The following is a 25306-nucleotide window of genomic DNA, read 5'->3' on the forward strand; positions in this document are numbered from 1 at the left end:
GGGCGTGTCCCTGCCGAAGATCCAGCCGTACCCACTGCCCACCGCGGCCGAGCTGCCGGCGGGCCGGGTGGCCTGGCGGCCCGACCCGAGCAGGGCGGCGCTGCTGGTCCACGACACGCAGCGCTACTTCCTGGCCCCGTACCAGGGTGCGCCCGTCCCGGAGATGACGGCCAACATCGCCGCCCTGGTCGCGGCGGCCCGCGCGCACGGCGTGCCGGTGTTCTACACCGCGCAGCCGGGACACCAGGAGGCCGCCGACCGGGGGCTGCTGACCGAGTTCTGGGGACCGGGCATCGGCGCGGTCATCGACACCGACCCGCGCGCCGCGGACATCGTCGCCGACCTGGCTCCCGAGCCGGACGACACCGTGCTGGTCAAGTGGCGCTACAGCGCGTTCCAGCGCAGCACGTTCGGCGAGCAGCTCGCCGCGCGGGGCCGCGACCAGCTGCTGATCACCGGCGTGTACGCGCACATCGGCTGCCAGGCCACGGCGGTCGAGGCGTTCATGCGCGACATCCGGCCCTTCCTGGTCGGCGACGCCGTCGCCGACTTCTCCCGCGAACGGCACGACCAGGCCTGCGAGTACGTCGCGCAGCGCTGCGGGGCCGTCACCACCACCGCCGACGCGCTGGCCGCGCTGTCGGCGCCCGTCCCGGCAGGAGCACCACGATGAGCAGCACGTCCCCCTTGTCCGCCGACCAGGTCCGCGCCGATGTCGCGGACCTGCTGGGGTGCGACCCCGCCGAGCTCGCGCCGGACGCGGACCTGCTCGACCTCGGGCTCGACTCGGTGCGCATCATGGGCCTGGTCGAGCGCTGGCGGGCGGCCGGGGCGACCCGGCTGGAGTTCGCCGACCTGGCCGAGCAGCCCGAGCTGGGGCACTGGACGGCGCTGGTCACCGGGGCGGGGGAACGCGTGTGAGCCGCGTCGACCACCGCCACCGGCACCTGGAGCGGATCGCCGAGGTGCGGGCGGGCCGGAGCGCGGAGAAGGTGCCCTACCCGATCCGCATCCGCGAGACCGCCGTGGTGCGCAAGGAGATGGTCGGTTCCGGGCTGCTGCGGGTGACGCTGGGCGGGCCGGGCGCCGCCGGGTTCGAGGCCCACTCCCCCGACGAGCACGTGAAGCTGGTCTTCCCGGATCCCGACGGGACGCTGCGCCTGCCGGAGCCGAACGGGCAGACGCTGCGCTGGCCGCGGCCTTCGCCGACCTCCCGCGAGTACACCGTGCGCCGCTACGACCCGGCCGCCGGCGAGATCGACATCGACGTGGCCCTGCACGACGGCGGGCTGGGTTCGGAGTGGGCGCTGACGGTCGAACCTGGCGAGGTCGTGCACGTCGCGGGACCGCCCGGCGGGCTGATCGTCCCGCACGGCTACGACCGGTACCTGCTGGCGGGCGACATCACCGCGCTGCCCGCCATCGCCCGGTGGCTGGAGGAACTGCCCCGGACCGCCGCGGGCTGGGCGTTCATCGAGGTCGCCGACGCCACGCAGGAGATCCCGCTGTCCGCGCCCGAGGACGTCGAGGTGCACTGGCTGCACCGCGGGGACGTGCCGCCCGGGGTGGGCGGCGTGCTGGAACGCGCCGTGCGCACGGTGTCCGTGCCGGAGGGCGAGCGCGTCTACGCCTGGATCGCGGGCGAGGCCGGTGCGCTCAAACCGCTGCGCCGCTGGGTGCGCGACGAGCTGGGCCTGGCCAAGGAGGACCACGACATCACCGGCTACTGGAAGCGGGGCGTCGCCGACTTCGACGACGACCACGACCACTGACCCCGACCCCGATCCCCGACGCCTGTCCCCTACCCCTGTCCGACCGCCGATCTCCGCCGAATCACGAGGAACACGCATGTCCATCGTCAGATCACCCCGACTCGCCGGCGCGCTGGTGCTCGCCCTCGCCGTGGCCACCGGTTGTGGCTCCGGTTCCGGTGACACCGGCGCCGCCCCCGAAGGCAAGGCCGAGACCAGGGTCTTCAAGGCCGACAACGGCGACATCACCATCCCGGTCTCGCCCAAGCGCGTGGTGGCCACCGGCTACGCGGTGCCCGCCCTGCTGGAGGCGGACGCACCCCTCGTGGGGATCTCGACGTGGAAGCGCGGCCTGCCGCTGATGACCGCGGAGGACCTGGCCACCTACGAGAAGCTGGCGAAGGTCGCGGGCGAGTCGGCGGCCGAGACCAACTACGAGGCCATCGCCGAGGCGCAGCCCGACCTGATCGTGATCGGGGTGCCCAAGCCGGTGCTCGCCGACATCGACCTGGCCCGGCTGGAGAAGGTGGCGCCCGTGGTGGCGATCGGCCCGAACGTGCCGTCCGCCTGGCGCGACCTGTCCCGCAAGCAGGCCGACGCGGCGGGCGCGCTGTCCAAGTTCGACGCGACCCGCGGCGAGTACCAGACCAAGGCGGAGTCGATCAAGAAGAAGTACGCGGACGTGCTGCCCAAGCTCAAGCTCGCCCACGTCGGCGCGTACGGCGAGGTCGCCAAGGGCAACTTCCAGCGTGAGTTCAACGGCTCGTGGGGCACCAACGTCGCCCAGGACGCGGGTGCGAACTACTACGGCCAGGTGAAGGTCAAGGGCGGCGGCGGGCGCGACGTCAGCGAGTACCCGTCGATCGAGGAACTGCCGACGGCGCTCGCGGAGGCCGACGGCATCTCGTACTCCGTCAACGCCGACGGCTCGGTCCCGCCGAACGTGAAGTACGTCCTGGACTCCGAGCTGTGGAAGAACCTGCCGGCGGTCAAGGCGGGCAAGACCTACCCGTTCCGCTACACCGAGGCCGCCACCTACCAGGCCGCCATGAAGACGTTGGACGCGGTCGACCAGGCGTTCGCGCCGCTGCTCACGAAGTGAACACCACGCGCCGCGGCCGGGGCACGCGCGTCGTGCTGCTGGCCGCCGCGCTGGTCCTGCTGATCGGGGTGGCGGTGATCAGCGTCGGGATCGGCGCGCACACCGTCGCCCCCGCCGAGGTCGTGCGGGCGCTGCTGGCCTACGACGGCTCCGGCGACCACACGGTGGTCCGGGACGTCCGGGTGCCCCGCGCGGTGCTGGCGGTCGGCGCGGGTGCCGCGCTGGCCGTGGCGGGCACGCTGGTCCAGGTGCTGTCCCGCAACCCGCTGGCCGAGCCGGGCGTGCTCGGGGTGACCGCGGGCGCCGGGTTCGCGATCACCCTGGGCTCGGCCCTCGGGCTGGCCGCCGCCCCGGCCGCCGAGCTGGGGCTGGCGGTGGCCGGCGCGGTGGCGGCCGCGGTGCTGGTCTACTCGGTCGGGCGCCGCTCGCCGCTGCGGCTGGTGCTCACCGGCGTGGCGCTGAGCGCGGTGCTGGCCGGCGTGTCGCTGGGGCTGCGCCTGCTGATGCCGACCGTGTTCGACCGGTACCGCTTCTGGGCGGTCGGGTCGCTGGCCGGGCGCGAGCAGGCCCCGACCACGCTGCCCATGGTGGCGATCGGCCTGGCCGTGGTCGGCGCGCTGCTGCTGAGCAGGCAGCTCAACGCGGTCACGCTGGGCGACAACGTGGCGCACACGCTGGGCGCGAACGTGGCCCGGGTCCGGCTGTCCGCGCTGGTGATCATCACCGTGCTGGCCGGGGCGGCGACCGCGGTGGCCGGGCCGATCCTGTTCGTCGGCCTGATGGTGCCGCACCTGGCGCGGCGGGCGGCCGGGGCCTCGGTGCCCTGGCTGACCGCCTTCGCGGCGGTGCTGGGCCCGGTCCTGCTGCTGGTCGCGGACGTCGCGTCGCGCGTGCTGCTGCCCACCGGCGAGGTGCCGGTCGCCATCGTGACCGCGTTCCTCGGCGGCCCGGTGCTGATCTGGGCGGTCCGGCGGTACGGGACGGTGCCGCTGTGACCGCCGTGGTGCTGCGCCGGGGCGTGTTCTCGGTGCGGGTCAAGCACCGCACGCTGGTGCTGGTCGGGGTGATGGCCCTGGTCATCGCCGGCGTCGGGCTGCTCGGCCTGAGCTACGGCCCGACCTGGGCGAGCCCGGCGAAGGTGTTCGCCGCGCTGACCGGCTCGGGCGGCGGCTCCGGGGTGGTGATCCGGGAGTGGCGGCTGCCGCGGGTCCTCGCGGGCCTGGTGTTCGGCGCGGCGCTCGGCGTGGCCGGGGCGATCTTCCAGAACATCACCCGCAACCCCATGGGCAGCCCGGACATCATCGGGCTCGACGCGGGCGCGTACACCGGGGCGCTGGTCGCGATCACCGTGCTGTCCGGCACGTCGGCGCAGCTGACGACCGGCTCGGTGGTGGGCGGCGTGCTCGCCGCGGCGGCGGTCTACCTGCTCTCCCTGGGCGGCAGCCAGTCCGGGCTGCGACTGGTCGTGATCGGCATCGCGGTCAACGCGATCCTGACCGCGGTCAACTCGTGGATCGTGCTGCGCGCCGAACTGGAGATCGCCATCGCCGCCGTGGGGTGGAGCGCGGGCTCCCTCAACGGCGTCGACTGGGAGGACCTGCGGATCCCGTTCGCGGTGATCACCGTGCTGCTGGCGGTGCTGGCCACCCGCGCCCCCGCGCTGCACCAGTCCGCACTGGGCACGGCCGTCGCGGTGACCACCGGGGTCCGGGTCGAGCGGCTGCGGCTGCAACTGGTGCTGATCGGCGTCGGCTGCACCGCGACGGTGACCGCCGTGGCCGGGCCCATCGCGTTCATCGCGCTGGCCGCGCCGCAGATCGGTCGTCGGCTGGCCGGTGCGCCCGGCGTGCCGCTGCTGCCCGCCGCGCTGGTCGGCGCGGTGCTGCTGCAGGGCGCCGACCTGGTCGCCCAACTGCTGCTGGCGCCCGTCTCGCTCCCGGTGGGCGTGGTCAGCACCGCGATCGGCGGGTGCTACCTGATCTGGTTGCTCGCCAAGGAGGTGCGGCGATCGTGACCGCACCTCCCGCCGGGGGCTTACCCCTCGACGACCGCCGGAGTGCGCCGGCGGCCCATGAGGGCGCCGGTCCGGCCGCCCGGCACCCCGGCCTGCGCCGAGGACGTCCGGATCCGGCCGCCGGCCGCCGCCTTCCCCCAGTCGCCGCTGTCCACCCGGTCACCGACGCCCTACCGGTCGCCGCTGTCCACCCGGTCGCCGCTGTCCACCCGGTCACCGCTGCCCACCCGGTCACCGCTGCCCACCCGGTCACCGCTGCCCACCCGGTCGCCGCTGCCCTGCCGGTCGGCGCTGCCCTGCCGGTCGGCGCTGTCCACCCCGGTCGGCGCGGACCGCGTGGCCGAACCCCTGAGAACCTAGGAGCGTGAGTTGAGCACCGCCCACGTCCAGCCCCGCACCACCGCGGCCGCACCGGTCGACACGGTCTTCGAGCTGACCAGCGCCCAACTGGGCATCTGGCACGCGCAGCGACTGGAGCCGGACTCGCCGTACTACCTGGTCGGCGACGTGGTGGAGATCTCCGGCCCGGAGCCGGTCGACACCCGGCTGCTGGCCGAGGCGATCCGCGCCACCACCGAGGAAGCGGAGAGCCTGCGGCTGCGGGTCTTCGACACGCCGGCCGGGCCGCGCCAGGAGGTCCGCGACGATCCCGTCGGGCTGCCCGGGGTGGTCGACCTGAGCGGCGAACCCGATCCGGTCGCCGCCGCGCACGCGCTGGTGGACGCCGAACGGCAGCGCGTCGCCGAGGAGTGCCGGGGGATGGTGGACCGGGAGCTGTTCTCGCACACCGTCATCCGGCTGTCCGACCGCGAGGTGTGGTTCACCCAGCTGGGCCACCACCTGGTCTTCGACGGCTACACCGCCGCCATGCTGGCCCGCCGCACCGCCGCGCACTACACCGCCCTGGTCAACGGCGACCCGCCGCCGCCGTCCACCTTCGGCCGGTTCGCCGACCTGGTCGACGCCGACCGCGCCTACCTCGGCAGCGAGCGGTTCGAGCAGGACCGGCAGTACTGGCGCGACCGGCTGACCCCGTTGCCCGAGTTGGCCGACGGCGATGCCGCGACGGCCGGTCCGCCGGAACGCACGCTGACCGCGCGCGCCGTGATCCCGTCCGACGAGGTGGACCTGCTGCGCGCGCTCGCGGAACGCGAAGGCACCACCTGGGGTGAGGCGCTGATCGCCTGCTACGCCGCGTTCCTGCACCGGCTGGAGGGGCGCACGGACGTCGTGTTCGCCCTGCCGTTGATGTGCCGCACGGGCTCCGCGCTGCGCACGCCCGCCATGGCGGTGAACGTGCTGCCGCTGCGGGTCGAGGTCCGGGGCGGCGACGGGCTGGGCGAGCTGAGCAGGCGGGTCGCGGTGGCGATGCGCGAGATGCGGTCCCACCAGCGCTACCGGGGCGAGAACCTGCCGAAGGACCTGGCCGTGCCCGGCGCGGGCGCGCTGCTGCACGGACGGGGCGTCAACCTCAAGGCGTTCGACCTGGCGATCGACTTCGCGGGTGCGACGGGTGTGCTGCGCAACGTCGCGGGCGGGCCGCCGGAGGACATGGGGCTGAGCGTGCTGCCGACCGGGGACGGCGGTCTGCTGCTGGGTTTCGAGGTCGACGCGCGCACCCACGACCAGGCCGCGGTCGAGCGCAAGCTGACCGCGCTGCGCCGGCTGCTGGTCGCGTTGAGCGGACCCGACTCCCCCGCCATCGGCCGGGTCGAGCTGGTCGGGCGCGACGAGCGGGCCGCGCTGCTGGCCCAGTGGGCGACGCCCGCGCTGCCCGGCGTGCCGCGGGACGTGCCCGCCCTGCTGGACGAGCTGGTCACCGCCCGGCCGGGGCAGACCGCGCTGGCGCACGGCGCCGACCGGCTGACCACCGAGGACCTGGTCGGACGGGTGCACCGGCTGGCGAGGTTGTTGCGGGACAGGGGGATCGGGCCGGACGACATCGTCGCGCTCGCGCTCCCCCGCTCGGTCGGGATGGTCGTCGCCCTGCTCGCGGTCCTGGACGCCGGCGCGGCCTTCCTGCCGCTGGACGTCGAACACCCGCCCGAGCGGCTGCGCGAACTGGTCGCCGACGCCGGTTCGGCCCTCGTCCTGGCGGTCGGGGCAACGGCCGACATCGCGCCCGAGACCGTTCCCCGCGTCCTGCTCGACGCCCCCGACACGTCCGCGGAACTGTCGTACCTGTCCGACGCGCCACTGTCCACTGTGGAGCTCGCCGCGCCGCGCGACGCCGAGCACCTCGCCTACGTCATCCACACCTCCGGGTCGACCGGCCGCCCCAAGGGCGTGCTGGGTCGGGCCGGCGGCCTCGCCGCACTGCTGCACCACCACCGGTCGACCACGGTCGCCGAGGCGGAACGGACCGCGGGCAGGCGGCTGCGGGTCGCCCACACGTACTCGTTCGCCTTCGACTCGGCGCTCGACCAGCTGATGTGGCTGCTGTGCGGGCACGAGCTGCACCTCTACGACGCCGAGCTGACCCGTGACGCCGAGGCGCTGCTGGCCGCCTACACCCGCGACCGGATCGACGTCGTGGACACCACGCCGTCGATGGCGGCCCCGCTGGTGGAGGCGGGTCTGCTGGACTCCGACCACCGCCCGGTGCTGCTCGTGCTGGGCGGCGAGGCCACACCGCCCGCGCTGTGGCGGCGCGTCGCCGCGTCCGGTGTCACCGCGCGCAACATGTACGGCCCCACCGAGGCCGCCGTGGACAGCACCACCGCCCGCATCGACGGCGACGCGCCGACCATCGGCTTCCCGTTGGCGGGCACCCGGATCTACCTGCTGGACAACGCCTTGCAGCCGGTGCCGCCCGGCTCGCGCGGCGAGCTGTACCTGGCCGGGCCGCACCTGGCCCGCGGCTACCTGGGACGGCCGGCGGCGACCGCCGAGCGGTTCGTGCCGGACCCGTTCGCGGGCCGCGGTGCGCGGATGTACCGCACCGGCGACCTGGCCCGGTGGGTGCCCGGCCGGGGCGTGGAGTTCCTGGGACGGCACGACGGCCAGGTCAAGATCCGCGGCCACCGCGTGGAGGTCGGCGAGGTGGAGGCCGCGCTGGGGGCGCTGGCCGGGGTGAGCGCGGCGGCGGCCGTGGTCCGCACCGACGCCGGGACGCCCCGGCTGGTCGGGTACGTGGTGCCGGCGGCCGGTGTCGTGGTCAGCCCCGAGTCGGTGCGGTCCACGCTCGCCGAGCGGCTGCCCGACCACCTCGTGCCGGCGGCGGTCGTCGTGCTGGACGAGCTGCCGGTCACGGTCAACGGCAAGCTGGACCGGGCCGCGCTGCCGGCACCGCGCCGGACGGAGACCGGCCGGGCTCCGGGCACCGAACGGGAGCGGCTGCTGGTCGAGACCGTCGCCGACGTCATGGGCACCGAGCAGGTCGGCGTGGACGACGACTTCTTCGCCCTGGGCGGGGACAGCATCACCGCCATCAGCGTGAGCAGCCGGTTGCGCGCCCGCGGCCTGGAGCTGCGACCGCGCGACCTGTTGGCACGCCGCAGCTTCGCCTCGCTGGCCGCGGCCGGCAAGGAGATCGGCGCGGGGCCCGTCCTCGCGCCGGACGAGCCGACCGGACCGGTGCCCGCGCCGCCGATTGTGCGCGCCCTGCTCGACCCGCACCCCGACCTCGGCGTGGTGGCCGGGTACGCGCAGTGGACCGCGCTGCGGGTGGACGAGGACCTCGCCTTCGACGACCTGGTCCGGGGCGTGGGCGCGGTGCTGGAGCACCACGACGCGCTGCGGCTGCTGGTGGGTTCCTCCGCCGAGCTGGTCGTCCGCCCGCGCGGCGCGGTCCCCGCGGGCCCGGTGGTGGGCGAGTTCGTCGCCGACAGCGCCCGCGACCTGGAGGACGAGGTGACCGCGCTGGCCGGGCAGCTGGCCGGCGCGCTCGACCCGCGGTCCGGCGACCTGGTGCGGGTGGGCCTGCTGCGCACCGCGTCGGACCTGCCGGACCGGTTGGTCGTGGTCGCCCACCACCTGGTGGTGGACGGGGTGTCGTGGCGGGTCCTGCTACCCGACCTGCGCGCGGCCTGCGCCGGGGAGGCGCTCGCCCCGGTCGGCACGTCGTGGCGGCGGCACGCCGCCCTGCTCGCCGAGCAGGGCGGGAACGGTGCCCGCCGCGGCGAACTGGACCACTGGCGGCGCACGCTCGACCGCACCCGCCTGGGCGACCGGCCGCTGGACCAGGCCGTGGACACGGTGGCGACCGCCGACCGGACCACCACGACGGCCTCGGCCGAGGTGACCGCGGCGGTCCTCGCCGCACTGCCCGCGGCCTACCGCGCCGGCGTGGACGAGGTGCTGCTGGCAGCGCTCGTGCTGGCGGTGCGGATCTGGCGGCGGGGCGGTGACGCGGTGACCGTCACCGTGGAGGGCCACGGGCGCGAGCAGCTCGCGGCCGGGACCGACCTGTCCCGCACGGTCGGCTGGTTCACCAGCGAGTACCCGGTGCGCGTGCCCGCCGACGCGGTGCGTGCCGACGCCGACCTGGCCGACGCGCTGGCCGGGGGCGACGCCGCCGGGCGGTTGCTGAAAGCGGCGAAGGAGGCCAAGCGCGCGGTGCCCGACGGCGGCATCGGCTACGGCGTGCTGCGCCACCTGGACCCGGTCGCCGGGCCGGAGCTCGCGGCCACCCCGCCGCCCGACGTGCTGCTGAACTACCTCGGCCGGTTCGCCGCGCTGCCCGGCACCGGCTGGCGGCTGCCCGAGCGCGACGCGTTCGCGGTCGTCGAACCGGTGGGCAAGGCACTGGAACAGGTGCTGGCGCTCAACTGCTTCGTGCACGAGGACGACGAACCCCGGATCGCCGTGGAGTGGACGGCCGCCCGCGAGGTGCTGCCGGCCGACGCGGTGGCGGGCCTGCAACGCGCCTGGGACACCGCGCTGACGGCGCTCGCCGCGCACGCCGCGCGGATCGGCCCCGACGGCGGCGGGCTCACCCCGTCGGACCTGCCGCTGGTCGACCTCGACCAGGCGGCCGTCGACGCGCTGGAACGGACCGGTCCGATCGCCGACGTCCTGCCCGCCACGCCGTTGCAGGTCGGGTTGTCCTTCCACAGCCTGGTGCGCGGCGACCTGGACACCGACGTCTACGTCGTGCAGGCGCAGACCCTGCTGCAAGGGGAGCTGGACGCGGGCCGGATGCGCGCCGCCGCCGGGGAACTCCTGCGCCGGCACTCCTCGTTGCGGGTGTTCCTGCACACCACGGCGGCGGGCGATGTCGTCCAGGTGATCCCGGCCGGGGTGAGCCTGGACTGGCGGCAGGTCGACCTGTCGGGGCACGACCAGGCCGAACGCGACGACCTGTTCGAGGAGCACGCCCGCGCCGACCTGGCCCGCCCGTTCGACACCGGCGAGCCGCCGCTGATCCGCTTCCTGCTGTGCACGTTGGGCGAGGACCGGCACCGGCTAGTCATCACCAACCACCACGCGCTGCTCGACGGGTGGTCGATGCCGCTGGTCGGCCGCACCCTGCTGGGCCTCTACGCCGAGCTCGGCGGCGGCCCGGCGGTGCCCGCCGCACCGCCGTTGGCGGAGTACCACCGGTGGCTGGCCGAGCGCGACCACGACGCCGCGCTGGGCGCCTGGCAGGAAGCGCTGGCGGGTGTCGACGAGGGGACGCGGCTGGCTCCGGCCGGGTCGGCGGCCTCGGTGGACCGGCCCGAACGGGTGTGGGTCGGCCTCGGGGTGGAGTTCAGCGAACGGCTGCGCGCGTTCGCCCGCGACCGGGGTGTCACGCCGACGACGGTGTTGCAGACCGCGTGGGGCGTGCTGCTGGGCCGGCTCACCGGTCGGCGGGACGTGGTGTTCGGCTGCCCGGTCTCCGGCCGCCCCGCCGAGGTGGCCGGGGTCGAGTCGATGATCGGCCAGCTCGGCGGCACCATCCCGGTCCGGGTCCGGTGCGCGCCGGCGGACACCGCCGCGCACCTGCTCGACCAGGTGCACGAGGAGAGCGTGGCACTGGCCGACCACCACCACGTGGGACTGCCGGACATCCAGCGGGCGACCGGCGTGGGCGACCTGTTCGACACCATGCTGGTGATGGAGAACTTCCCGCTCTCCAGCAGGCAGCGCACCACGCTCGCGCCCGGCCTGGACCTGGTGGGCGTGGACATCACCGACGCCACGCACTACCCGCTCACCGTCATCGTGATGCCCGAGGACGAGATCTCGCTCGGCCTGGGCTACCAGCCGCACGCGTTCGACGAGGCCACCGTGCGGGGCTTCGGCCGCTGGCTGCGCAACCTGCTGCACGAGATCGTGGTCGACCCGGATCGGCCGATCGCCCGGCTGCGGGCGCTCGACGACGAGGAGCGGGACCGGTTGCTGCGCATGGGCGACGGTCCCGCGCACACCAAGCCGAGGGGCGGCTGCCTGGACGAGTTCGCCGGCTGGGTGGGGCGGCGGCCGGACGCCGAGGCGGTGGTCTGCCGCGACCGGGCGCTGACCTACGCCCAGCTGGACCGGCGGGCGAACCGCCTCGCGCACGCGCTGCTGGCGCGCGGGGTGGAGCCGCAGGACGCCGTCGCGGTCCTGCTGGGCCGTGACGTGGAGATGGTGGTGGCGCTGTTCGGCGTGCTCAAGGCGGGCGCGGTGTACGTGCCGATGGACGCGAGCTACCCGAAGGACCGCCTGGCGTACATGTTCGAGGACATCACGCCGGCGGCGGTGGTGACCACCGGTGAGGCGCTCGCGGTGTTCGGCGGCGCGCTGCCCGCCGAGGTGCCGGTGCTCGGGCTGGACGACCCGGAGACGGTCGCCGGACCGTCCACCTGGGACACCGATCCGGTCGACGCCCGCCGTGACCTCACCGAGGACTCGCTGGCCTACGTCATCTACACCTCGGGCACCACCGGCAAGCCCAAGGGCGTCGCGGTGCCGCACCGGGGTGTGCCGGACCTGATCGCCCTGCAGGAGGACATCGTCGGGGTCACCGAGGGCGAGCGGTACCTGCACTTCGCGTCGACCAGCTTCGACGTGGCGTTCTGGCAGTTCATGGTGCCGCTGCTGTCCGGCGGCACCTCGGTGATCGCGCCGGAGGAGGTGCGGGTGCCCGGCGACGAGCTGCTGGACTACATCGTCGAGCACCGGGTGACCGGGGTGAACCTGCTGCCGTCGTTCCTGGCCGCCATGCCCGACGACCGCACGGTGTCCCCCGACGTGTTCTTCATGGTCGGCGCGGAACGCCTGGACCCCGAACTGGCCCGCCGCTGGGGCGACCGCCGGGCGCTGTTCAACGCCTACGGCCCGACCGAGGTCACCATCAACGCGACGATGTGGCGGTACGAGGCGGACGACCCCGGTCCGCTGCCGATCGGCCGGCCGGACCCCGGTGTGCGGGCGTACGTGCTGGACGGCGGCCTGCTGCCGGTCGGCGTCGGGGTGACCGGCGAGCTGTACCTGGGCGGGCCGAAGGTGGCGCGCGGCTACGTCAACCGCCCGGACCTGACCGCCGAGCGGTTCGTCGCCGACCCGTTCGGCGCGCCCGGCGACCGGATGTACCGCACCGGGGACCTGGTGCACTGGCGCCCGGACGGCCAACTGGTGTTCCTGGGCCGGGCCGACCACCAGGTGAAGATCCGCGGCTTCCGGATCGAGCTGTCGGAGATCGAGACGGTGCTGACCCGGCACCCGGACGTGCGGGCGTGCGCGGTGGTCGTCCGCGAGGACCGGCCCGGTGAGCGCCGGCTGGTCGGCTACGTCATCCCCACCGACGGCGCCGACCCGGACCGCGAGCAGGTGCGCCGGCACCTCGCCGGTGAGCTGCCCGACCACATGGTGCCGACCGCGCTGGTGGTGCTGGACAGCCTGCCGCTCGGCCCCAGCGGCAAGCTCGACCGGGCCGCGCTGCCCGCGCCGGAGGTCCGTGCCGGCGCCCCGGCGCGCGAACCCGCCACGCCCGCGGAAGCCGTGCTGCTCGGGGTGTTCCGGGAGGTGCTGGGCATCGAGGACGTCGCCTTGGACGACGCGTTCTTCGACATCGGCGGCGACAGCATCGTGTCCCTGCGGGTGGTCTCCCGCGCCCGGCGCGAAGGGCTGAGCCTTTCCGCGCGGGACGTGTTCGAGGGGGTCACCGTCGCCGGGATCGCCGCGCGCTGCGGCGGTGTCGACCAGGTCGAGCAGTCGCCCGCGATCGGCGACGCGCCGCTCACCCCGGTCATGCGGGACCTGTTGCGCCGCTGCGACGCGGCCGGCGCGTCCGCCGACGGGTTCTGCCAGTGGGTCGAGGTCTGCGTGCCCGCCGGCGGTGAACCGGCGACGTGGCGCGCGGTGCTCGACGCCGTGCTGGCGCGGCACGACGCCCTGCGCGCCCACCTGGCGGACGCGGGCGAGCCGGTGCTGCGCATCCCCGCGGTGGGTGCGGTGACCGGTGCGGACGTGCTGATCCACGTGCCCGCGACGGAGTCCGACGACCTGCGTGCCGTGGTGGACGCCCACATCGCCGACGCCCGCGCCCGGATGGACCTGCGCACGGGGCCCCTGCTGCGGGTGGTGTGGGTGGACGCCGGTTCCGCCCGTCCCGGCAGGCTTGCCCTGGTCGCCCACCACATGGTGGTCGACGCGGTGTCGTGGCGGGTCCTGCTCGACGACATCGCGCACGCCTACCGCACCGCCACCACCGACGGGGTGGGGCGCGTCTCCGTGCCGGCGCTGCCGAGGCACGGGCAGTCCTTCCTGGGCTGGGCGCGGTCGTTGCGCGAGGCGGTGCCCCACCGGCGCGCGGAGTTGCCGCACTGGCAACGGGTGGCCGACGCGCCCGTCGCACGGCTGGCGGCGTCCGCGCCGGACCCCGTCCGCGACACCGTGGCCACCGCGGTGCACCACCACCTCCGGTTGGATCCCGAGACGACCCGGACGGTGCTGACCACACTGCCCGCCGCCTACCGCACCACGCCGGACACCGTGCTGCTCACCGCGCTCGCCGAGGCGGTGAGCGCGTGGCGCGGCGGTCCGGCGGACCTCCTGGTCGCGTTGGAGGGCCACGGCCGCCCGGAGCACACGCCGGACCTGTCGGGTCCGGTCGACCTGTCCCAGACCGTCGGCTGGTTCACCGCCATCCACCCGGCGCGGATCTCGTTGCCCGACGCGGGCGTGCCGGAGGCGTTGAAGTCGGTGAAGGAGAGCTTGCGCGCGGCCGGCGACGGCCTCGGCCACGGCATCCTCGCCGACGACGGCCCACCGGTCCGGGAACCGGAGATCAGCTGGAACCACCTCGGCCGGTTCCCCGCGCCGCCGGCCGGGGAGACGCCGTGGCAGGCCCCGCCGGACGCCGATCCGCTGGGGTCCGGCGGCGGTGACGACCTGCCGCTGCCCTACCCGTTGATGATCAACTCCCTGGCGCGCGACGACGGCGACGGCGACGCGCTCGGAGTCCGGTTCAGCTGGCCCTCGGCGCTGTTCACCGAGGCGGAGATCGAGGAGTTGGCCGAGTGCTTCCGCCGGGCGGCGGTGCGGATCGCCACCGACGCCGCCGTGCGCGAACGGGCCGGTCTCACGCCGTCCGACCTGCCGCTGGTCGCGTTGGACCAGGCCGCGATCGACGCGCTGGAACGGGACCGCGCGGTAGCCGACGTGCTGCCGCTGACCCCGTTGCAGGAGTTGATGTTGCGGCACTCACGGGCGCACGGCGACGACCCGTACACGGTGCAGGCGGCGTTCTCGCTGTCCGGGGCGCTCGACGTCGAGGCGCTGCACGCGGCCGGGGCCGATCTGCTGCGCCGGCACCCGAACCTGGGCGCGGTGTTCCCTCCGTCCCACGACGTCCAGGTGATCCCGGCCGATCCCCGTCCGGACTGCCGGGTCGTCGACGTGTCCGCCGTGGACGCTGCGGACGTTGCGGACGCCGTCGAGCGGGTGCTGGACGCCGACCTCGCGGAACCGTTCGACCTGGCGGTCGGACCGCCGGTGCGGCTGACCGTGGTCCGGCGCGGTGCCGAGCGCCACGAGTTCGTGATGACCAGCCACCACGTGCTGTCCGACGGCTGGTCGGCGCCGCGCATGCTCACCGAGCTGTTCACCCTCTACGCCGCACGGGTGCGGGGCGACGCACCGGAACGCGCGCTGCCCGCGCCCGTCCCGTTCGCCCGGTACCTGAGGTGGCGGGCCGCCCGCGACCACGCCGCCGACCTGGGCGCCTGGCGCACCGAACTGGCGGGGCTGCCCGAGGGCGACTACCTCGTCGGTGACCGGCCCGAGGCGGTCGGCGCGGCGGACCCGGTGCTGCTGGAGGTGGACGCCCCGACGGTCGCCGCCCTCACCAAGGCCGCCGCGCAACGCGGGCTGACGCCGAACACGGTGCTCCAGGGCGCGTGGTCGGCGGTGCTCGCGGCGCGCTCCGGCCGCCGGGACGTCTGCTTCGGCGCGATGGTCTCCGGTCGTTCCGCCGATGTCGACGGGATCGAGGACATCATCGGGTTGCTGGCCGGCACCGTGCCGGTGCGCGCCCGGTTCGCGGGCACGGTCGGCGACTCGCTGGCCGACCTCCAGGCGCGGCAGCAGGCGATGGTGGAGCACCACCACGTCGGGTTGCCCGCGCTGGAGGAGCTGACCGGGCGCCGGCGGCTGTTCGACAGCCTGGTGGTCTTCGAGAACTACCCGGTGGACCCGGACCGACTGCGCGAACCCGCGCCCGGCCTGGTCGTCACCGGCACCAGGTTCCGGGAGCGGACGCACCACCCGCTGACCCTGACCGTCGTGCCCGAAGGCGGCGGCTGGGCGGGCGTGCTGGGCTACCAGGCCGGGCTGTTCCACGCCGACGAGGTGGCGGCGCTGGCCGCCGACCTGCAGGCGGTGCTCCGGGAACTCCCCGGGCGCTTCGACGAGGACGCCGCCGACTTCCTCGGCCGACAGGCGGGACGGACATGAGCGGGGCAGAGGTGCGGGCCGCCCGCCCGGTGGACGCGGCCCTGTGGCGCACCGCGTTCGTGCTGGTGCTCGGCACGTTCATGGCGACGTTGGACAGCACGATCGTGGCGGTCGGCATCGACGCGCTGGTCGACCGGTTCGACGCCTCGGTCACCGACATCCAGTGGGTCAGCACCGCCTACCTGCTGGCGGTGGTGGCCGCCGTGCCCACGTCGGGCTGGCTGGCGGACCGGTTCGGCGGTCGCCGGACCTGGCTCGTCGCGGTGGCGGTGTTCCTGCTCGGCTCGGTGCTGTGCGCGCTGGCGTGGTCGCTGCCCAGCCTGATCGCGTTCCGGGTGCTCCAGGGCCTGGCCGGCGGGCTGCTCCCGCCGACCGGCCAGGCCCTGCTCGGGCGGGCCGCCGGTCGGGACCGGATCGGCCGGGTGATCAGCGTGGTCGGCATGGTGCCGCTGCTGTCCCCGGCGCTGGGGCCGCTCGTCGGCGGCTCGATCCTCGCCGTCGCGGACTGGCCGTGGCTGTTCTACGTCAACGTGCCGATCGGGGTGGTCGCGCTGCTGCTGGCGCGCCGGCACGTCCCCGTGGTGCCGCCGGCGGAACGGCGCTCGCCGTTCGACTTCCGCGGCGCGGCGCTGCTGTCGCCGGGACTGGCCGTGCTGGTCTTCGGCCTCACCGGGATCGGCCACGGCCGGGCGATCCCGCCCGCGGTGGCCGTGGCTACCGTGCTGGTGGGCCTGGGGATGCTGGTCGGGTTCGTGGTGCACGGGTTGCGCACCAGGCGGACCCCGCTGATCGACCCGCGGCTGTTCGCCCGGCCACCGTTCGGGGTGGCGGCGTTGGCGCTGGTCGTGCTGGGCGCTTCGGTGTTCGGCACGATGTTCCTGCTGCCGCTGTACCTGCAGACCGGCGGAAGCCTGTCGCCGTGGGAAGCCGGGCTGCTGCTCGCACCCCAGGGCCTGGGTGCGGCGGCGGGCTCCGTGCTGGTCAACCGGGTCGTCGACGCGGTCGCCCCGCGCACCCTCGTGCTGACCGGCATCGCGCTCGTCGCGGTCGGCACGGCTCCGTTCACCCAGCTGGGACACGCGCTGCCGGACTCGGTGATCGCCCTGTCGCTGCTGGTGCGCGGCGTCGGCGCGGCGATGATCGGCGCACCCGTGATGAACATCGTCTACAGCAGGATCGAACCCGCCCGACTCCCCCAAGCGGCCGGCGCGCTGAACATGCTCGGCACGGTGGGCGGCTCGATCGGTACGGCGGTCCTCGCGGTGGTCCTCCAGCAGAGGCTCACCGCGCGCGGACCGGACATCCCCCTGGCGTTCGCCGACACCTTCTGGTGGGTGCTCGGCTTCGCCCTCGTCGCGGCCGCCGGCGCGACGAGACTCCCCCGCCGCCACCCGGCCGAGTCCACAGTGGACCGGCAGCACGATGACGAGAAGGGCTCAGCGGATGCCTGACCTGGACACCCTGCCCACACCCGCCGAGGTGGCGGCGGGGCACACGCAGCCCACGCCGGTGGCCGAAGCGGTGGCGCGGCACCGGGAGACCGTCGCCGCGGTGCTCGGCCGCCGCGACCCCCGACTGCTCGTGGTGGTCGGTCCGTGCTCGGTGCACGACCCGGCCGCGGCACTGGACTACGCGCACCTGCTCAAGGCCGCGGCCGAGCGCTTCAGCGACGACCTCGTGGTGGTCATGCGCGCCTACCTGGAGAAGCCACGCACCGTCTCCGGGTGGACCGGCCTGCTCCCCGACCCCACGCTCGACGGCAAGGGCGACCTCGCGACCGGCCTGCGCCGGGGGCGGTCGTTCCTGGCGCAGACGGCGGAGGTCGGGCTGCCCCTGGCCTACGAGTTCGTCGACCCGATGCTGGCGCACTACGTCGCCGACCTGGTGACCTGGGGCGCGGTGGGTGCCCGCACGGTCGCCAGCCAGCCGCACCGCCACCTGGCGTCGTGGCTGCCGATGCCCGTGGGCATGAAGAACTGCGTCTCCGGGCGCATCGACACCGCCATCGACGCCATCCACGCCGCCGGCCTGCCGCACTCGTTCCCCGGCGTGGCGGCCGACGGCCGGCTGACCACCCTGCGCAGCACCGGCAACCCCGACGCCCACCTGGTGCTGCGCGGCGGGCCCACCCCCAACTACGACGCCGCGAGCGTGGCCGCCGCCGTGGCCACCCTGACCGCCGCCGGTCTGCCCGCGCGCGTGGTGGTCGACGCCTCGCACGGCAACAGCGGCAAGGACCACAACCGCCAACCGGCCGTCATCGAGGACCTGGCGAACCAGGTCGCCGACGGCGACCACGCCCTGGTCGGCGTCATGATCGAGTCCTACCTCGCCGACGGCAGGCAGGCCCCGACGATGGTCCCGCTGTCGCCGGACCTCAGCATCACCGACGCCTGCCTGAGCTGGGAACGCACCATCCCCAACCTGGAAACCCTCGCCCGCGCCGCACGCCGGCGGCTGACGGGACGGGGGTGGTGACGGCGTTGGTGACGGCGGCCCTCCGCTGCCGGGTACCGGACTACTGCCCGGCGTCATAGCCGAGCGGGCCGACTCGACGTGCGCGATGTCGTCGCGGGTCCGGTCGCGGATGCCGGTGGCCGGTGACGAGCAGGGCCTCTCCCGGCGCGGTGACTACTGTGGTCCCGCGCCGGTGAGGCCCGCGCGCTGCCGGCGGGCCCGCCGCCGTCACCGGGCAGTGCCACCGCCGGGCAGAACCGTCACCGGGCGGGGGACGTCAGCCTGCCCAGCGCCCAGCGTGCCCAGTCGAGTTCCATGAGGTGGTAGCGCAGGCCGAACTCCGCGGCGAAGTGGCCGAACAGCGGCGGGCCGTCCGCGTCGCCGATCCCCTCGACGTCCGCGACGACCTCGCGCATGTGCGCGACCTCCCGTTCGGCCGTGTCGATGATGCGGCCGAGCAGGTGTTCGGCATCCGGCCTGTCCAAAGAGGACAGCAGGAACAGGCGCAGCGCGTCCTCGTTGCGCACCACCGCGTTCGTCGGCGGCGAGAGCATCCAGTTCCGCAACTCGGTGCGACCGGAACCGGTGATCGCGTACGTCCGCCTGCCGCGCAAGCCCTCGTCGACCACCTCCACCAGGCCTTCGGCCGCCATCCGCTTGAGCTCGGGGTAGATGTGGCTGTGGCTGGCGTGCCAGGCGTACCTCTTCATCGACAGCTCGAACTTCTTGGTCAGGTCGTAGCCGCTCTGGGCCCGCTCGGCGAGCAGGCCGAGCAGCGCGTGACGCAGGGACATGACCACCTCCGCGATTCACTTTAACTGACGGCAGGTACATGTACCGATTGACACGTCAGAACGTACCTGTCAGCGTTGCGCATCCACACCACGAGGGGGACACATGGACGAGCGCACGCCCGCATACCTGAGCGGGCACCTGGCACCCGTGCCCGACGAGATCGACGCGGTGGACCTGCCGGTCACCGGAGCACTGCCCGCCGAGCTGGTCGGCAGGTACTTCCGCAACGGCCCGAACCCGCTGCCGGGCGAGGTCAGCCCGCACTGGTTCGCCGGCCACGGGATGCTCCACGGCCTGCGGCTGCGGGACGGCCGCGCGGAGTGGTACCGCAACCGCTGGGTGCGCACCTCCCGACTGGACGGCGTTCCGCCGGTCGACGAGCGCGGCAACCGCGACCTCGCCGCCGTCACCGCCAACACCCACGTCATCGAGCACGCCGGACGCCTGCTGGCGCTGGTGGAGAACGGCCTTCCGCACGAGGTCGGCCGCGAGCTGGAGACCGTGGGGCCGTGCGACTTCGGCGGTCGGCTGACCACGGCCATGACGGCGCACCCGAAGCAGGACCCGGTGACCGGCGAGCTGCACTTCTTCGGGTACGGCGTGCGGCCCCCGTACCTGACCTACCACCGGCTTTCCGCCGCCGGCGAGCTGGAGCTGAGCCTGCCGGTCGACGTGCCGGGGCCGACGATGATGCACGACTTCGCCATCACCGAGCACCACGTCGTGTGGCTGGACCTCCCGGTCGTGTTCGACATGGCCCTGGTCGGGCGCGCGCTGCCGTACCGCTGGGACGACGACTACGGCGCCCGGATCGGCGTCATGGCCAAGGACGGCGGTCCCGTCCAGTGGTTCGAGGTCGAGTCCTGCTACGTCTTCCACGTCGGCAACGCCCGGGAGGATGCCGCCGGCCGGGTCGTGCTCGACGCGGTCCGCTACGACCGCACGATGTGGGACGGCTTCTGGCCGACGCTCGGCAGCGGTCAGGAGGCGGTGGACACGGCGGCGGCCGGCGGCACGAGCACCCTCCACCGCTGGATTTTGGACCCGGCCTCCGGCTCGGTCGCGGAGGAGCGGATCGACGAACGGGGCGTGGAGTTCCCGACGCTCAACGACGCCCTCGTGGGGCGGGACAACCAGTACCTCTACACCGTCGGCGAGCGGACGATCGTCAAGTACGACACCCGCACCGGCGACGGCGACGAGCACGACCTCGGCGCGGGGTGGCACGCGGGAGAAGCGGTGTTCGTGCTGGCCGCGGACGCGCGGGGCGAGGACGAGGGGTGGCTGCTCTCGTTGGTGACCAACGAAGACACCACCGTGCCGTCCGAACTCCGCGTGCTCGACGCGACCGACGTGAAGGCCGGTCCGGTGGCATCGGTGCACCTTCCGCGCCGCGTCCCGACCGGCTTCCACGGCTCGTGGTTCCCGGACGCCTGAGCCGCCTTCGGGACGACAGCCGACGCACCGGGCGCGGCCGGCCCGTACCGCTGTCCGGTACGGGCCGACCACGGTTCACGGATCCGCAGGGTGCGAACCCTTCGGGATCAGTGGCAGCCGGTCAGGTTCTCCAAGGGAACCCAGCCGGTGGGGTCGTTGTTGCCGTGGCCCTGCGCCCAGTTGTGACCGGCCTTCCACTCGATCTTGCCCGTGAGCCGGAAGCCACCACCTCGCGGAATGGTGTAAAGGATCCGCGTGAATCCGGAATCCTCCCGCACCCAGGTGTTCTGGTTGGTGTTGCAGAGCGACTGGACCGACGGACCGGCGGTCACGGTCGGGGCCGCCGATGCGGTGCCTGCCGCGACGAGAACGCCGGAACCGGCCACCGCCACGGCGGCGAGCGTCACGGCCGCGGACCGGTACGCCCCTTTCACCCACGACATGCGCTTCTCCTCTTCGAGTTCGACTGACAAGGTGTGCCTTTCGATCGATGTCGACCAACTTGGTGGTTCCGCGCCGGAAAGCGCGTCGGTGGCGGTGCGCCCCGGACTGTCACGGGACGGGCACCGCGTCCTCGCCGGTCAGTTCAGGCAACCGCGCGGGAAGAAGCCCCACGCGATGCCGGCGACGAAGCGGTTGTCGTTCCACTTCGCCATCACCCACTGGCGGTCTTTCGTCACATAGCGGACGTCGATGCGCGACGGGGCGCCGGTTTTCGGGTCGATCACGGGAACCGTGCCGAGTCGGTGCCGCGGAATGGCGGCGCCATCGGCTCCGTAGACGGCCGCCGCGCCGATGTTGCCGTAGACCGGGCATTCCGCCCGAGGCGTGGTCGCCTTGAGGCCGCCGCCCTTGTTCGTGCTCCACACCCCGTACTGGTTGCACAGGTTGTCGCGCGGCCGGCCGTCTACGGTCGTGCAGAACACCTGTTCCGAGTGCCACCAGCGCAACGCGTCCGGCGCACCGCCGGGGCGCGCGGACCCGGGGAAGGACGGCCCGTTCGCGCACCGCGTGCTGCTGAAACCGGTCCGCTTGAGGCCCAGCTTGCGAGTGCCGTAGATGTAGGCGCACCCGTCGAAAGAGCCGCCGGAGTAGCCCCACGGCCATCGGGTGATCCCGTCGGTGTTGCCGGCCGAGCCCTCGGCGATGCCGCGCACGTCCGTGTGGTCGGGACCGGGTTTGCGGGTGCCGTCCGCGAAGGTGAAGCCCTCCGCGAACAGGTAGCCCACCATCGGCCCGTTCGCCTTGTAGCTCGCCATCACCCAACCCGGTCCCATACCGGTCTGCGCGTGCGAGTCGGTGGCCGCCGGTTTGACCGCGTTGACGCCGACTCCGGCCGCACCGGACGTGGGCGCCGACAGCACCACCGCCGCGATCCCGGCGGTCACCGCCATGACGAGTCGTGGTGTCCCGATCCGCACCGTCGTTCCCCTTCCGTCGGCCGTGGCTGGTCCGCCGCGGGTTCCCGACCACCGTGTCGGCTGCGACCAGCGGCGTTCCAGAGCCGTGAACACCCCGCGAACAGGACGTGCGCAGACCGCGAACGCCGTGCACGGTGTGTGAACGGTCGTGTGCGGGCAGTACGTCAGAATGACCTTCGTGCGCAATGACGACAGCAGGACGAGACTCGCCCGGTTCGCCCACGAGTTACAGGACTTACGCAGGCAGCGCGGCGGTATCCCGGTCGCCGAACTGGCCCGGCAGGCGGGCTACGGTCGGACCGTCGTGTCGCAGGCCTTCAACGGGAGCAAGCTGCCGACGTGGGAGGTCATCGAGGACCTGGTGCACGCCCTCGGCGGCGACAAGGAGCTGTGGCGCGAGAAGTGGGCCTACGTCAAGGCCGACCCCCAGGCCCCGTTGGGGCACGACGCGGCAACGCCGCCACCCCGGACGGACGACGCGCCTGCGGTACGGCGGCATCGGTGGCCCCTGGTGACCGGGACGTTGGTCGCCGCCGCCGCCGTGGTGGCCGCGTTGTTGCTCATCCGCCCCTGGTCGCGGTCCGGCTCGGAGACCTCCGGGGACGGCGACATGCGGTGCATGGAAGTGGTGGCGCGCGACATCCGCGTGTTCCGCAGCGCCGACAGCGACGAAGCGTGGACGAACTGGCCGCAGGGCACCAAGTTCCGCGCCGACACCCGGAACCGGACGGACAAGCGCTACCGGACCGTGCTGCCCGATGGTCGCGACGGGTGGGTCACCGCGGACAGCAAGTTCATCAGAGCGGCGCAGAACTGCCCTCCCGGACCCTGATCCCGAGCGGTGTTCGCGATCCGAACGACCACGCGGCGGGTGCGGACGGAGTCAGCGGCCCCGTCCACTCGAGACGCGACGCCGACCTCCCGCTCTCCCGCGGCCTCCCCGAGGTTGACTTCGGCGGGCAGGGGCTACCCCGACACGGACCGGTGCGGTGCCGGCCGGGGGCGACCGGCGGGCCGTCCGCACGTTCACCCGGAAGGTGGTTGTCGTGAACAGCGCAGGACCAGGTCAGGACCTCGACCGGACCCGAGCGGGTGACGACGTGCGCTGGCACGCGGTGCTCGGCGGGATCATCGATGCCTCGCACGTGGCGAGCGCCGACGAGTTGGCGGGTATCCTCGGGGAGGCCACCGCCCGGGTCGGGATCTCGGTCCGGCTGTACCTCGTCGACCTGGCCCAGCAGCAGCTGCACCCGGTGGACGCCGGGACCGGGCCGTCGCTGCCGGTCGCCTCGTCCGACGCGGGCCGCGCCTACCGGGAGCTGGAGATCGTGGCCGCCGACGCGCCGCCGCAACTGTGGCTGCCGGTGCTCAACGGCACCGAACGGCTGGGCGTGGTGCACCTGACGCTGCCCGCCGGCGCCGATCCGACCGACCACGGGCTGCGCGCGCGGTGCTGGACCCTGTCCGGCCTGATCGGGCACCTGGTGCAGTCGAAACTGCACTACAGCGACCTGTTCCACGTCGTGCGCCGCACCAGGCCGCTGACCGTGGCGGCCGAACTGCTGTGGCAGCTGCTCCCGCCGCAGACCTTCGCCTGCGACCGGCTCGTGGTCACCGCCTCGCTGGAACCGTACGACCAGGTCGGCGGCGACGGCTACGACTACGCGGTGGACGCCGACCGTGCGCACCTGGCCATCTTCGACGCCATGGGCCACGACATGAACGCCGGCCTGACCACCACCATCGCCCTGGCCGCCACCCGCAACGCCCGCCGCACCGGCCTGGGCCTGGTCGAAGCCGCCGCGCTGGCCGACCGGCACATCCTCGCCCAGAACCCGTCCGGCCGGGTGCGCTTCGCCACCGCCGTCCTCGCCCGGCTGGACCTGGCCACCGGCCGGCTGGAGTACGTCAACGCCGGTCACCCGCCGCCGCTGCTGTTCCGCGACGGGAAGGTGGTCGGCCTGCCCGACGGCCCGGTGCGCCCCCCGCTCGGCCTGGGCCACCTCGTCCCGTCCGAACCGCGCACGGTGACCGGGCAGCTCCGCCCTGGCGACCGGGTGCTGCTCCACAGCGACGGCATCACCGAGGCCCGCAGCCTGGACGGGGAGCCCTTCGGGCACGACCGCCTGGTCGAACTCACCGAACGCCACGAGGCCGCCGGCCTGCCCGCGCCCGAGACGCTGCGCCGCATCACCCGGGCCGTGCTCCAGCACCAGCGCGGTCGGCTCCAGGACGACGCCACCCTGCTGCTGGTGGAGTGGAGCCCCGACCGGGTGCGCGCGCTGCTCCCGACCGTGTGAACAGGGACCGAAATCGGTGTACGCCCGGCCGGCGAGAGGTTATGGCGGTGGCGCACGGGTATTCGACCGGGACGTCGAACGGTCGCCGCTTGGCACCGGGTGCCGGCCGAGGGGAAGGCCGGCGTCAACTCCCGAAGGGACGCTGCCATGACTCACCCATCCCAGCCCCGTCGTGGTGCGATCGTCACCTACCTGAACCCCAACGTCCTCGATCCGGTGGTGTTCGCGCACGGCCTGATCACCGGGCCGCACGTGGTCGACCCGGAGACGCACCGAAACTGGGTGCCCGTGCTGCGGCCCGACCACTCCACGGTCGTGCTGGACACGGCGAACATCGTGGAAGTGCTGCCATCCCGCGACGACCGGGCCGAACCCGGCACAGCCGCCTGACCGACGCCGGACCGCGCGGTCCGCGGCGGTCGGCACCGTCATTCCCGATCGGGTGACATACGCACGGCCAGGTCTGCCCGCCCTACAACGGGTTACTCCGAATACGACGTACCGGCGGAAGCGAACGGGCGAGCGCATCGGAGGAGCGAACATGGTCAATCGACACGCATTCGGGTTCCGCGCGGCGGCGGTGGCGACGGGTCTGGTGTTGTCGACCGCCTTGTGCGTGGCCGTGCCGACCGCATCGGCCGCGCCTCCGACGCCGGACTTCGGGGCGGAGATCGACGGGTACGCGCCGCACGACCCGCAGAACACCTGCGACCCCACGGACAAACCCGGTGTGGTGGAGTTCAAGGACCTCCTGGCCGCCACCTACGGCAACCGCCACTGGGGGATCAGCCGCGCCTGCGACCAGGGGGCGACGAGCGAGCACAAGGAAGGCCGCGCGCTCGACTACGCCTTCAACGTCACCGACGCGACCGAACAGGCGCAGGCGGACGACGTGCTGAACTGGCTGATGGCCACCGACCGGCACGGCAACGCGCACGCTCTGGTGCGCCGGCTGGGGATCATGTACATCATCTGGAACAACCAGATCTGGTCGGCCACGGACCCGCGCTGGACCCAGTACAACAACTGTTCGGGCGACAGCGGCGACCCGACCGCGTGCCACCGGGACCACATCCACTTCAGCTTCAGCCGGCAGGGTGCGAACAAGGAGACCTCCTGGTGGACCGCGCAGGGCGCACCACAGGCGGAACAGGGGCGTTGACCCG

Annotated in this window: 18 protein-coding genes; 14 read left to right on the top strand and 4 right to left on the bottom strand. The window is 73.9% G+C overall.

Annotated elements, in window-relative coordinates:
- Positions 1–4: 4 nt before the first annotated feature.
- The 6 genes from FHS29_RS01490 to FHS29_RS01515 all read left to right on the top strand — a co-directional run bounded on the left by FHS29_RS01490 (position 5) and on the right by FHS29_RS01515 (position 4867).
- Complete coding sequence (locus FHS29_RS01490; RefSeq protein WP_184687480.1) at positions 5–673, top strand: isochorismatase family protein; 669 nt, start codon at positions 5–7, stop codon at positions 671–673.
- Positions 670–921: a phosphopantetheine-binding protein gene (locus FHS29_RS01495; protein WP_184687482.1), complete on the top strand. Its 252-nt coding sequence runs from the start codon at positions 670–672 to the stop codon at positions 919–921. The genes FHS29_RS01490 and FHS29_RS01495 overlap by 4 nt, the downstream gene beginning before the upstream one ends.
- Entirely contained in the window at positions 918–1772 is an 855-nt protein-coding gene (locus FHS29_RS01500; protein WP_184687485.1) for a siderophore-interacting protein, read from the top strand. Before FHS29_RS01495 ends, FHS29_RS01500 begins: the two co-directional genes overlap by 4 nt.
- A 76-nt stretch (positions 1773–1848) precedes the next feature.
- Positions 1849–2853, top strand: a complete 1005-nt coding sequence (locus tag FHS29_RS01505) for an ABC transporter substrate-binding protein (protein WP_184687487.1) — start codon at positions 1849–1851, stop codon at positions 2851–2853.
- A complete protein-coding gene (locus FHS29_RS01510) occupies positions 2850–3848 on the top strand; it encodes a FecCD family ABC transporter permease (RefSeq protein ID WP_184687489.1) in 999 nt (332 codons plus the stop codon). Before FHS29_RS01505 ends, FHS29_RS01510 begins: the two co-directional genes overlap by 4 nt.
- Positions 3845–4867, top strand: a complete 1023-nt coding sequence (locus FHS29_RS01515) for a FecCD family ABC transporter permease (protein WP_184687491.1) — start codon at positions 3845–3847, stop codon at positions 4865–4867. Before FHS29_RS01510 ends, FHS29_RS01515 begins: the two co-directional genes overlap by 4 nt.
- Before the next feature lie 170 nt (positions 4868–5037).
- On the opposite strand, the gene FHS29_RS01520 is transcribed toward FHS29_RS01515, so the two are convergent.
- Positions 5038–5184, bottom strand: coding sequence for a hypothetical protein (locus FHS29_RS01520; protein ID WP_184687493.1), 147 nt, complete (start codon positions 5182–5184; stop codon positions 5038–5040).
- A gap of 52 nt (positions 5185–5236) precedes the next feature.
- On the opposite strand from FHS29_RS01520, the gene FHS29_RS01525 reads away from it, so the two are divergent.
- From FHS29_RS01525 to FHS29_RS01535, 3 genes are read left to right on the top strand one after another with little or no spacing between them, the layout of a single operon-like run.
- Positions 5237–15730 carry a non-ribosomal peptide synthetase gene (locus tag FHS29_RS01525; RefSeq protein ID WP_184687495.1) on the top strand — a complete coding sequence of 3498 codons (10494 nt, stop codon included), beginning with the start codon at positions 5237–5239 and terminating at the stop codon, positions 15728–15730.
- Entirely contained in the window at positions 15727–17181 is a 1455-nt protein-coding gene (locus FHS29_RS01530) for a DHA2 family efflux MFS transporter permease subunit (RefSeq protein ID WP_184687497.1), read from the top strand. Before FHS29_RS01525 ends, FHS29_RS01530 begins: the two co-directional genes overlap by 4 nt.
- Positions 17174–18208 (top strand): 3-deoxy-7-phosphoheptulonate synthase, encoded by a 1035-nt coding sequence (locus FHS29_RS01535; RefSeq protein ID WP_184687499.1) that lies wholly within the window; start codon positions 17174–17176, stop codon positions 18206–18208. The genes FHS29_RS01530 and FHS29_RS01535 overlap by 8 nt, the downstream gene beginning before the upstream one ends.
- Positions 18209–18447: 239 nt before the next feature.
- On the opposite strand, the gene FHS29_RS01540 is transcribed toward FHS29_RS01535, so the two are convergent.
- Entirely contained in the window at positions 18448–18981 is a 534-nt protein-coding gene (locus FHS29_RS01540) for a PadR family transcriptional regulator (protein ID WP_184687502.1), read from the bottom strand.
- Between the two features lie 103 nt (positions 18982–19084).
- Here FHS29_RS01540 and FHS29_RS01545 point away from each other — a divergent pair, with 103 nt between their 5' ends.
- Positions 19085–20419 (top strand): carotenoid oxygenase family protein, encoded by a 1335-nt coding sequence (locus FHS29_RS01545; RefSeq protein ID WP_184687504.1) that lies wholly within the window; start codon positions 19085–19087, stop codon positions 20417–20419.
- A 107-nt stretch (positions 20420–20526) separates the two neighbouring features.
- On the opposite strand, the gene FHS29_RS01550 is transcribed toward FHS29_RS01545, so the two are convergent.
- Together FHS29_RS01550 and FHS29_RS01555 are read right to left on the bottom strand one after the other, a co-directional pair.
- On the bottom strand, positions 20527–20826 hold the full coding sequence (locus FHS29_RS01550; RefSeq protein ID WP_184687506.1) for a hypothetical protein: 300 nt from the start codon (positions 20824–20826) through the stop codon (positions 20527–20529).
- A gap of 174 nt (positions 20827–21000) precedes the next feature.
- Complete coding sequence (locus FHS29_RS01555; protein WP_184687508.1) at positions 21001–21840, bottom strand: hypothetical protein; 840 nt, start codon at positions 21838–21840, stop codon at positions 21001–21003.
- 178 nt (positions 21841–22018) lie between these two features.
- On the opposite strand from FHS29_RS01555, the gene FHS29_RS01560 reads away from it, so the two are divergent.
- The 4 genes from FHS29_RS01560 (at position 22019) to FHS29_RS01575 (ending at position 25302) form a co-directional block, all read left to right on the top strand.
- Positions 22019–22672, top strand: a complete 654-nt coding sequence (locus FHS29_RS01560) for a helix-turn-helix domain-containing protein (RefSeq protein WP_184687510.1) — start codon at positions 22019–22021, stop codon at positions 22670–22672.
- 214 nt (positions 22673–22886) lie between these two features.
- Positions 22887–24140, top strand: coding sequence for a PP2C family protein-serine/threonine phosphatase (locus FHS29_RS37525; protein ID WP_312864692.1), 1254 nt, complete (start codon positions 22887–22889; stop codon positions 24138–24140).
- A 147-nt stretch (positions 24141–24287) separates the two neighbouring features.
- Positions 24288–24530 (top strand): hypothetical protein, encoded by a 243-nt coding sequence (locus FHS29_RS01570; protein ID WP_184687512.1) that lies wholly within the window; start codon positions 24288–24290, stop codon positions 24528–24530.
- Between the two features lie 151 nt (positions 24531–24681).
- Positions 24682–25302 (top strand): VldE C-terminal domain-containing protein, encoded by a 621-nt coding sequence (locus FHS29_RS01575; protein ID WP_184687514.1) that lies wholly within the window; start codon positions 24682–24684, stop codon positions 25300–25302.
- Positions 25303–25306 lie beyond the last annotated feature (4 nt).

It is taken from the genome of Saccharothrix tamanrassetensis (assembly GCF_014203665.1).
GTDB lineage: Bacteria > Actinomycetota > Actinomycetes > Mycobacteriales > Pseudonocardiaceae > Actinosynnema > Actinosynnema tamanrassetense.